The organism is Cupriavidus basilensis OR16 (assembly GCF_000243095.1).
Classification (GTDB): Bacteria; Pseudomonadota; Gammaproteobacteria; order Burkholderiales; family Burkholderiaceae; genus Cupriavidus; species Cupriavidus basilensis_D.
Genome location: NZ_AHJE01000235.1, coordinates 1 through 8,196, shown reverse-complemented (window position 1 = coordinate 8,196; position 8,196 = coordinate 1). Strand labels below are relative to the sequence as shown.

Here is an 8,196-nt window from a genome sequence, read left to right as displayed (position 1 = left end):
CACCGTGCCCGGCGTCGCGTCCGCATCGCTGAAGTACAGGTGATAGATCGGAATGCGGCCATCGTAGAACAGGGTGCGTTTGATAAAGCGCTGGCCCAGCACCTTGACGAAGAAATCCACGTCACCCTGCGCCGTGCTGGTGCACAGCGTGATGTGATGCAGGCCACGAATGAGGTTGCCTTCCATAGCGTCTCCTTAACTGGCTTAGGCTGTCCGCCCGGCCGCGCCGGATACCGGGGCGCTTGCGGGCTTGGCTGGAGTATGGAAGCGCGGCCCGTGCGGGGCCATAGCCGGAAAGGAATACATCGAATGCCGATTCGGCATCCGGCCCCGCGCGCGTCAGGCGGTGCAGGCCTCGTCGCCGCCCTCGCCCGCGTCGGCCAGCAGACTGTGGATCAGGTCGCGGAACCACTTGTTGGCCGGATCCTTGTGGAAGCGTTCATGCCAGAACTGGCGCACGACAAAGCCCGGGATCTTCACCGGCAGCTCCAGCACCTGCGCGCCGACCAGACGGGCCACCTCGACGCCGGCGCGGCGGGAGACGGTAAACAGCGCATCGGAGCTGGGCAGCGTGGTCAGCACCGTGAGGAAATTCGGCAGCGTGACGACAAAGCGTTCGGCGGGAATGCTGTCCAGCAGGAAACGTTCCAGTGCCTCGTAGCCGATCGGCAGCGGCGCCACCAGCGCATGCGAGGCGTTCAGGTAAGCCTGCTCGCTAAGCCCACCTCGCGCCACCGGATGGCCGGCGCGCGCCAGGCAGACGTAATCGGAAGCGTACAGGCGGCGCTGGTAGAACGGCGAGCGCGTGATGGCGAAACTGCCCATGGCCAGGTCCGCCTCGCCCTCCTCCAGCATCTCCTCCACGCCATGCCGCGGTGCGGCAATGGCACGCACCCGGATGCCCGGGGCATGTTCGGCGAGGTGGCCCAGCAGCCTGGGCAGCAGGAAGGCGGCACCGAAATCGGTGGCGACAAAGCTGAAGCTGCGGCGCGAGACGGCCGGATCGAACTGGTCGGGGCTTTCGACGGCCTCCTGCATCAACTGGATCACGCTGGCGATGCGCGGCGCCAGTTCGCGCGCGCGCGGCGTGGGCGACATGCCGGCCGTGGTGCGCACGAACAGCGGATCGCCAAAGTACTGGCGCAGTTTGCTGAGCGACTGGCTCATCAGCGGCTGGCTCAGGCCCAGGCTATCGCCGGCCTGGGTCAGGCTGCGCTTGCGCAGCACCGCGTCGAAGACGATCAGCAGCCGCAGGTCGAGCGAGGCGGCGAAACCGGCATTCTTTGCCATGGCTGGGTTCCTGTGTGGACTGTGGCGCACCGCCAGGCCCAGCGGGGTGAGGCGCGCCGTGGCGAGAACCGTTGTACCCGATCGGCGCGTGCCATGCGAGCCGCGCGCATTCAACTTCCGAATGGCACTGATGCGATTCCGCGTATCGACACCCCTATGACCGGCCGGTACCTTGCACACAGGATTCTAGCGACCTCGATGGCCGCGCGGCAATCGCCCATCCCATACAAGGAACCGAACATGTCATACGATGAAAGCATTGCGATAGTCGGGCGGCCCGTTGGCCTGACCACAGCCCTGACGCTGGCGCGCCGCGGCGTGCCCTGCGTCGTGTTCGAGAGCGCCGACGAAATCGCCCGCGAGCAGCGCGGCGCGGCGTTCCATCCGCCCACGCTGGAGATTTTTCGCAAGCTCGGCATCGAAGCGGATCTGACCAGGATGGGCATCCGCATTCCCGTCTGGCAGATGCGCGACAGCAGCCAGGGCGTCTATGCCGAGTTCGATCTAGGCACCCTGTCCGCCCTGACCGACTTCCCCTTCCGCTTCCACCTGCCGCAGCACTACCTTTCCAGCCTGCTGCTCGATGTGCTGCGCACGCTGCCGAATGTCGAACTGCGTTTTGGCGAAAAGCTCGAATCGGTATCCACCGACGGCGCCAGCGCCACGCTAAAGTTGCGCTCCGCCCAGGGCTCGAGCAAGGTGCGGGTGCCCTGGGTTGTAGGCGCGGACGGCGCCCGCAGCATGGTGCGCAAGAGCGCCGGCTTTGGCTTCGAAGGCTTTACCTGGCGCGAGAAATTCCTGGTCACCAATGTCGCCATGCCGATGGAACCGCTGGGCTACACCGGCACCGCCTATGTCTCCGACCCCGATCACTGGGCCGTGGTGCTGAAGCTGTACGACGATAGCCACCCCGACCTCTGGCGCGTTGCCATGCCGGCCGATCCCGATGTCGACGACGCGGTGCTGCTGGCGCCGGCCAACGTGCAGGCCCGCCTGCGCGAGACATTGGGCGTGGACATGCACTTCCCGCTGGCCTACTCCGGCACCTATCGGGTGCACCAGCGTGTGGCGGACACCTTCGTCCGGGGCCGCATCCTGCTGGCCGGCGACGCGGCCCATATCAACAATCCGATCGGCGGCTTCGGCCTGAACGGCGGCGTGCACGATGCCTTCAACCTTGGCACCAAGCTGGCCGAGGTCTGGCACGGCCGCGCCGGCGCCGAGCTGCTCGAGCTGTATTCGCGCCAGCGCCGCACGGTCGCCGTGGAGGTGGTGCAAAAGAACAGCATCCGCAACAAGAAGACCATGGAAGAACGCGACCCGCAGGTGCGCCGCCAGAACCAGCAAGCCCTGCATGCGATCTCGCTCGATCCGGACAAGTCGCGCGAGTTCCTGCTCGACAGTTCGATGATTGCTTCGATCCGCCGCGCCGATGCCATTACCTGACGCGCGGTGACCTACCGGCAGGCGCCGCGACAAGTTGCGGCGCCTGCCAGGAATCACTACTCGGGAGACCTCACATGGTGCAAGACAGCTCTATCTACTGACCGCTGCCCGCGCGCGTGGTGTTCGGCAAGGGCGCGCTGGCCTCGCTGGCAGATGACGCCGATCTACGGCATCACCGAGCACGGCGAAAAGAAGACCGGCCGCTCGGTGCAGGTGCTGCCACGCAGCGTGGTCTATGACCCGGAACTCACCCTCAGCCTGTCGGCGGCGATGAGCGCCACCAGCGGCCTGAACGCCATCGCCCATTGCGTGGAAGCGATGTACGCCGCGCCGCCAGCGCAACGGCGCGATCATGTCTCAAGGCATCAGAAGATGTGCTTGATCCCCAGCATGGCACCAAGCTGGCTGGCACCGGGCGCCGGGTTGGCACCCGGCTGGCCATTGCTGACCGACAAGGCGAGCTGGCCGCCATTGTCGATAAAGCCAGCGGTGGCATACACCGAGCTGCGCTTGGAGAAGGCATAGGTCGCCCGCGCCGCGTACAGCCAAGCCTTGTTGCTGCTGCCGTGATAGCGCAGGTTGAAGGCAGGTTGAAGACTTCCGCATCCACGCTGAAGGCCGGCGTCACCGCATAGGACACGCCGCCAAACCAGAGATCGCTGCGCGGCGTGGGGCTGCCCCGGTTATCGCGCCGTACCAGGCCGAGGCCCAGCTTGGCGGCGCCCAGCAAGGCATAGCCGTTGAGCGAGAGCCTGTCGTCACGCAAGCCGCTGTTGGTCAGCCCGGCGAAGGCGCCCGGACCGCCGCGCAACGAGTCATAGGCCGCGTTGACTACCCAGCGCTTGGCATCGTACTGTAGCAGCGCCGACCATGCGCGGCAGGCGCGCGCATCGGCCGGGTTCTCGCCGGCGCAATTGGTGCCCGCCGGGCTCGGGCCGGCATTGGCGCTATCGCGCCCGAAGCTGTAGGTGGCCCCTGCCGTGAAGCCGCCAAAGGTGCCTTTGTACGAAATGGCGTTATCGGCGCGTGAATTCGCCATGTAGCTATCCAGCGAGGCCGAGCCGAAGGTGTTCGGGCCGAGCATGTCCGCGTCCAGGTTGGCCCAGAACGTCATGGTGTACTGCCGGCCCAGCGCGATCTGGCCCCACTTGCCGGCAAGACCCACGTACGCCTGGCGGCCAAACAAGCGTCCGCCCTGGTTGGATACGCCCGTGTCGGGGCCGAAACCCGACTCCAGCGCGAACACCGCCTTGAGGCCCCGGCCGAGGTCCTCGCTGCCGCGCAAGCCCCAGCGCGATGGCACGGTGCCGGTCAGGCCTGGCATGCGCGTCACGCTATTGCCAGCCGTGCCGATATGGTTGACGTACTCGACGCCGGTGTCGACCACCCCGTACAGGGTGACCGCCTGCGCGGTGACAAAGCCTGGCAGCGCCACCAGGGCGGCCGCAGTCAGCCGGATGGTTTTCATCTGTCTCCTCCAGTCATTGCTGTTGTTGTGATGGAACGCGAAAGCGAAAGCGAAAAACAGCGCGCAACCAGCCATGCCCGGTCACGAGAATGGCGGCGGCAATCTGCGGGGAATGGCGGGAAAGACAAGGCGGGCCGCCAAAGCCGGCCCGGCACGGGAGCCTCACTCCACGGAGGCCCCAGTCGCCCGCGCGATGTCCGACCACCTGGCGGTATCGCTGGCGATGAAGCGCTTGAACGCCTCGGGGCTGCTCGGCGCCAGGTCGACATTGAGCGCGGCAAAGCGCGCCTTGACCTCGCCGTTGCGCAAGGCCTTGAGTACGGCCTCGTTCAGTCGGGCGACGGGACGGCAAGGGCTTCGCGCTGGTCAGTCCCAGCGCGGTCAGCTTGCCCGCCTTGATAAAGGCGTCCGCGGCGGCCAGGTCGGCGAACATGACCTGGGCATGGCCGGCCACCACGTCGTTCAGGCCCTGCATGGTGCCCTTGTAAGGCACGTGCTTCATATGGATGTGCGCCATCTGGTTGAAATGCTCCGCCCCGAGGTGGTTGGAAGTGCCGGCGCCGGACGAGGCATAGTTCACCTGGTCGGGATGCAAGCGCGCATAGGCGATCAGTTCGCCGACATTCTTTACCGGGAACGCAGGTGATGCCACCAGCACCTGCGGCACCTCCGCCACTAGCGAGACCGGCGCGAAATCTCGCACCGGGTCGTACCTGACCCGGCCCCTGGGATACACGGCGGGCGCAATGGTGAGGGATGCCGCCGCCATCAGCAGCGTGTAGCCATCGGCGTCGGCGCGCGCTACATATTCGGAAGCGAGCATGGTGCCCGCGCCCGGCCGATTCTCGACCACCACCGACTGGCCAAGCGACTCCTTGAGCTTTTCAGCGAGGACGCGGCTCATCACATCGGCGATCCCGCCGCTGGTGAACGGCACCACCAGCCGGATTGGATGGGTTGGGAAAGGCGCGGCATCGGTGCCGGCTCCGAGCGAGGTTCCCCACGCGACGGCCGCGCAGGCGGACACCAACAGGACATTCAGGCGGGCGGGATGTTTCATCGCACATTGTCTCCATCATCGTTATTGGCTGCGGCGTTGAATAGCGTGCCGTGCCTGTATGTGGATGCATTAGACAATGTGTGGATGGCGGGCGACAGGCGCGTTGGCTAATGGCTGGCATAAGCGTCTTGCATGCGCCCGGGCGAGGGCCCGATAGAGCGGAGTACTCAACGTGAGGCCGGTCTCCCTGGCCCACCTGCCCGGCCACCAGCGCGCAGCCCACCCAGAACAGGCCCGGCAGCAGTCGGTGCCCGGGATCCTGTTTGGCTACGGTGGCATCGGCGCGGCCTACATCCATGCCGGTATGGCGATGCTGGCTGGCCACCCTTGCTGCACCGGTTCATGGCCACATCATTGGCTACACCATTGGCTACCTAAAATTACATAAAAATGGCTATTTTCCATAACCAATTATCGCCCTAATCTTGTTCCAGTCGCGTCGCCGCCCCGGCGGCGCAAACCAGGAGCAAACCATGGAACAACGTCTCGATTTCTACAATGCCAGCCCCTCCTCCATCAAGGCCCTGATCGGCCTGGAGGAACGGATTGCCAAAAGCGGCCTGGAAAAACCGCTGGTGGAACTGGTGCGCTTGCGGGCTTCGCAGATCAATGGCTGCGCTTACTGCATCGACCTGCACAGCAGCGATGCGCGCAAGGGCGGCGAAGACGACCGCCGCCTGGCCACCCTGTCAGTCTGGCGCGAAACGCCCTTTTTCTCCGCACGCGAGCAAGCCGCGCTGGCCTGGACGGAAGCCGTCACGCTGGTTGCCCAGAGCCATGTACCCGACGCCGATTGGGAAGCCGTCCGCCCGCATTTCAGCGACGCCGAACTGGTCGACCTGACCCTGCTGATCTCCGCGATCAATAGCTGGAACCGCTTCGCCATCTCGTTCCGCAAGACGCCGGCCTGACCCACGGGAGACGTCAACCATGACCCGATTGCAGATTGGGCGGGCCGTGTCCCGCCTGGCGATTGCGACCGCCGTGCCGGCCCTGCTGGCTTTGCTTGGCGCGGGCAACGTCCATGCCCATACGCCCGACGGGCAGCCCGGCAGGGCCGAGGAGACCGTGCAGCCGCTGATGAAGCAGCCGATCCCCGAGGCAGCAGGCAAGAATGTCCTGCTGGCAACGGTGACGCTCGCCCCCGGCCAGGCATCTGCCCCGCACGTCCACCCCGGATCGATTTTTGCCTACGTGCTGGAAGGCACCGTCGTATCGCAACTCGGCGGCGAGCCGGCCAAGACCTATGGCAAGGGCCAAAGCTGGTACGAGGCGCCCAATGCAAGGCACCTGGTCACCCGCAATGCCAGCAAGACCACACCGGCCAGGCTGCTGGTGTTCGCCATCGCGGGCGAAGGCGAGCCGATCAAGCTGCCGCTGCCCCAATGAACTGAAAGCCGGCCCCGCACGGGATCGGCCTTCATACGCCAGCAGGATCCGCAAGCCACCAGCCTGGTTCCTTCCCTTCCTGCATCCGAGCTAGCCAGGAGTCCGGCGAAACGCGATGCCAAAACGGTTAAGACTATTGACCGCCGTGACCAGCAGGGTCAGGTCCACGATTTCCCGATCCGAAAAATACGGCCGCACCGCTTCCCAGACGGCGTCCGGCACACGCGTGCCGGCGATGCGCGTCACCGCCTCGGCCCAGGCCAGCGCCGCCCGCTCGCGGTCCGTGTACCGCGACGTCTCGCGCCAGAGTTCCAGCATATCGATCCGCGCCGCCATCTCGCCGTCCTTGCGCGCCCGCGTCGAATGCAGGTCGATGCAGTAAGGGCAACCATTGATCTGCGACACCCGCAGCCGCACGATATCCACCAGCGAATGCTCGAGCCGGTAGCGCTCGGCGCGTCGGTCCAGGCGAAGCAATAGTTCGGTGCTGGGCCTGTTGGCCCGGTGGCTGTCGAGCCGCAATGTCATGGCGATCCCCGCTGGCGGCCCGGCCGGACGGCCGAACCCATAGGACAGCCTAGAGCCGAGGGGTGACGCCGACAATAGCCATTTCAGCGGCTTCTTGGGTAGCCAGTACCTGGCACGGCACATCAACTCGACACCTTGCTCGGAGCCTGGCCCACCGCTTGCGCGCCGGCCACTGGCCTCCACCTCGTGGCACTCCTGAAGCCGCCCTTGACCGAGCCCGATGGACCCGCCTCGCCCGGGGCGGGTCCATCGGGCCGGTTGCCATTCGGGAAAGTCGGCATGCTTGCCATGTCGCCAGATTCATCCTTAAAATCGTTAAAAATCAATGACTTGATCGACTTCTCCAGCCACGCCGCACTACCCATGCAGATCCTTACTTGCATTTATCTGACTCATCAACTAATGTTCAGTCAGCAAATGCAATGAGGCATCGCCGTGGACCACTACTCGAAGGAAAACTACCAGCTCATGCAGAGCGTCGGGTTTTATCTCAACCGTGCCCGCGACTGCCTCCTGGTCGAAATGGATGCGGCACTGAAAGATCTGGACATCACCGCGCAGCAAATGGGCATTTTCCTCCTGCTGAAGCGCGGCGTTACCGGCACCCCGTTCGAAATGAGCAAGCTACTCGGCATTGACAGCGGCCTGATGACCCGCATGCTGGACAGGCTGGAAGATAAGGGTCTGCTGGCGCGCAGTCGTAGCACGGACGATCGCCGGATGGTTAACCTCACGCTGACGGAAAAGGGCATGGCCGTCGCGGGCTGCATCCCTGAAGTGGCACCGAAGGTACTTAATGCGCGATTGAAGGCGTTCAGCCAGGAAGAATTCACTGAATTTCGCCGGCTCCTTGCCAAATTTGCGAACGTTTGATCGTTTTTTTTTACCCATTTAACTGATAGATCAGATAATGCACAATCAAATTAATCCCTCGGTGCGCCGCTTTGCAGGCCCCGCGCTCTCGGTGTTGATGGCAGCAGTGCTGGCCGGCTGCGCCAACTACGCCGGCATCCAC

General features: G+C 64.8%; 7 protein-coding genes and 3 pseudogenes. 5 read left to right on the top strand and 5 right to left on the bottom strand.

The features are described from left to right. A pseudogene (locus OR16_RS38370) lies at positions 1-186 on the bottom strand (hydroxyquinol 1,2-dioxygenase); the annotation flags it as partial. Positions 187-339: 153 nt separating this feature from the next. Next, on the bottom strand, positions 340-1,290 hold the full coding sequence (locus OR16_RS38365) for a LysR family transcriptional regulator (protein ID WP_006164718.1): 951 nt from the start codon (positions 1,288-1,290) through the stop codon (positions 340-342). 240 nt (positions 1,291-1,530) lie between these two features. On the opposite strand from OR16_RS38365, the gene OR16_RS38360 reads away from it, so the two are divergent. Then, a complete protein-coding gene (locus tag OR16_RS38360) occupies positions 1,531-2,736 on the top strand; it encodes an FAD-dependent oxidoreductase (RefSeq protein ID WP_043422926.1) in 1,206 nt (401 codons plus the stop codon). Positions 2,737-2,886: 150 nt separating this feature from the next. Beyond that, positions 2,887-3,063, top strand: a pseudogene (locus tag OR16_RS42450) (maleylacetate reductase); the annotation flags it as partial. A 38-nt stretch (positions 3,064-3,101) separates the two neighbouring features. Here the strand turns inward: OR16_RS42450 and OR16_RS38355 are convergent. Beyond that, a pseudogene (locus tag OR16_RS38355) lies at positions 3,102-4,204 on the bottom strand (porin). Positions 4,205-4,217: 13 nt separating this feature from the next. Further along, on the bottom strand, positions 4,218-5,264 hold the full coding sequence (locus OR16_RS38350; RefSeq protein WP_006164715.1) for a Bug family tripartite tricarboxylate transporter substrate binding protein: 1,047 nt from the start codon (positions 5,262-5,264) through the stop codon (positions 4,218-4,220). Between the two features lie 473 nt (positions 5,265-5,737). Between OR16_RS38350 and OR16_RS38345 the strand changes: the two genes are divergently transcribed. Both OR16_RS38345 and OR16_RS38340 read left to right on the top strand, forming a co-directional pair. Further along, positions 5,738-6,175: a carboxymuconolactone decarboxylase family protein gene (locus OR16_RS38345; protein ID WP_006164714.1), complete on the top strand. Its 438-nt coding sequence runs from the start codon at positions 5,738-5,740 to the stop codon at positions 6,173-6,175. A 19-nt stretch (positions 6,176-6,194) separates the two neighbouring features. Further along, positions 6,195-6,653: a cupin domain-containing protein gene (locus OR16_RS38340; protein ID WP_006164713.1), complete on the top strand. Its 459-nt coding sequence runs from the start codon at positions 6,195-6,197 to the stop codon at positions 6,651-6,653. A 90-nt stretch (positions 6,654-6,743) separates the two neighbouring features. Here the strand turns inward: OR16_RS38340 and OR16_RS38335 are convergent, their stop codons facing one another. Continuing rightward, on the bottom strand, positions 6,744-7,181 hold the full coding sequence (locus OR16_RS38335) for a carboxymuconolactone decarboxylase family protein (protein WP_006164712.1): 438 nt from the start codon (positions 7,179-7,181) through the stop codon (positions 6,744-6,746). Between the two features lie 435 nt (positions 7,182-7,616). Here OR16_RS38335 and OR16_RS38325 point away from each other — a divergent pair, with 435 nt between their 5' ends. Then, the gene (locus OR16_RS38325) at positions 7,617-8,054 is read left to right on the top strand and encodes a MarR family winged helix-turn-helix transcriptional regulator (RefSeq protein WP_006164710.1); all 438 of its coding nucleotides are present in this window, start codon (positions 7,617-7,619) and stop codon (positions 8,052-8,054) included. Positions 8,055-8,196: the final 142 nt, after the last annotated feature.

Excerpts from the sequence above, each read along its gene's own strand:
- OR16_RS38365 (WP_006164718.1), bottom strand. The coding sequence starts at position 1,290 with ATGGCAAAGAATGCCGGTTTCGCCGCCTCGCTCGACCTGCGGCTGCTG.
- OR16_RS38360 (WP_043422926.1), top strand. The coding sequence starts at position 1,531 with ATGTCATACGATGAAAGCATTGCGATAGTCGGGCGGCCCGTTGGCCTG.
- OR16_RS38350 (WP_006164715.1), bottom strand. The coding sequence starts at position 5,264 with ATGAAACATCCCGCCCGCCTGAATGTCCTGTTGGTGTCCGCCTGCGCG.
- OR16_RS38345 (WP_006164714.1), top strand. The coding sequence starts at position 5,738 with ATGGAACAACGTCTCGATTTCTACAATGCCAGCCCCTCCTCCATCAAG.
- OR16_RS38340 (WP_006164713.1), top strand. The coding sequence starts at position 6,195 with ATGACCCGATTGCAGATTGGGCGGGCCGTGTCCCGCCTGGCGATTGCG.
- OR16_RS38335 (WP_006164712.1), bottom strand. The coding sequence starts at position 7,181 with ATGACATTGCGGCTCGACAGCCACCGGGCCAACAGGCCCAGCACCGAA.